The sequence below is a fragment of the Frankia sp. CeTa3Moorea genome (assembly GCF_978021225.1).
The window spans coordinates 3960-4885 of sequence record NZ_CDXDOR010000251.1 but is presented as its reverse complement, the minus strand read 5'-3'; the positions used below and the strand labels follow the sequence as shown (position 1 = coordinate 4885).

General features: G+C 73.0%; 1 protein-coding gene and 1 pseudogene. One reads left to right on the top strand and one right to left on the bottom strand.

What is annotated here, in order from left to right:
* The first annotated feature begins 156 nt into the window (after window positions 1-156).
* Complete coding sequence (locus AC08OV_RS23750) at window positions 157-393, top strand: hypothetical protein (RefSeq protein WP_476615799.1); 237 nt, start codon at window positions 157-159, stop codon at window positions 391-393.
* A gap of 283 nt (window positions 394-676) precedes the next feature.
* Here the strand turns inward: AC08OV_RS23750 and AC08OV_RS23745 are convergent.
* Window positions 677-926, bottom strand: a pseudogene (locus AC08OV_RS23745) (hypothetical protein); the annotation flags it as partial.

Genomic DNA, 926 nt, shown 5'->3' with positions numbered 1-926 from the left:
CCCCTGTCGCCCGCCCGAGGAACCAGCCGTGACCGCCACGCCCACCAATCCCCGTCCCGACCGCGCCGCACCGATCGTCACGGGACCGTTCGAGATCCGAACGGCCACTGAGCAGCCCCGGCCTCGGATCGGTGCCGCACGCCGCGCCGGGCCGCCGTGTCGGCGACGCTGGCGATCCTCGCCTGCGCCGTGCGCTGCGCACTGCCGCTCCTGGTCGGCGCAGGGCTGCTCACGACGGGAGCCGCCGCTGCGGTCAACCACACCCTGATCGCCGCCGGGATCGTCTTGGCCGTCCTCGCGGTCGTGTTGCTGGGATGGCCCTGGCGCCCCAAGACCGCCGCACATGCCAGGACGGCCGGGTGCTGCGGCTGGGGCGGCAGATGCGCCTGCTGACACCAGACAAGACCGTCACCGTCATCGCCGTACCGACCGCGGCCGGCAGGCACAGGCGACGGCGAGGCCAGCGGCGAGACCGCGTCCGCGCCACCCGCCCGACCGCAGCCTGGCGGCTCTCACCCGCCGGCGGTTCCACAGGCAGCACGACGAGGCCGGCGGGCCACGGCGTCCCGCCGCCGCCGATGGCGCCGGCATCCTCCGGGTCAGCCGTGGGCGTTCGACGGCGTCAGACTACCCCGTTGCCGACTGTTCCACAGTCGGCCCTGGGCCCTCGAAAGTGTCAGGCTGCTCCGATGCCGGCCGGCTCTGGCACCGCGGTGTCGAATGCGGCCTTGGTATCGCTGCGCAGCTGCGCGACAAGGGCTCGTGCAGTGCCCGCGCCGACGTGCAGGCGTTTGCGGAGGTTCTCGGCGGAGATCGGGCGGTGATGAAGCTGGGCGGGGTCAAACGGTCGTAGCGACGCCTCGATAGGATGATCGTGACGGCGTCGAGGGACTGGATGGTGGATGGGCCGGCGGGAGCAGTTGACC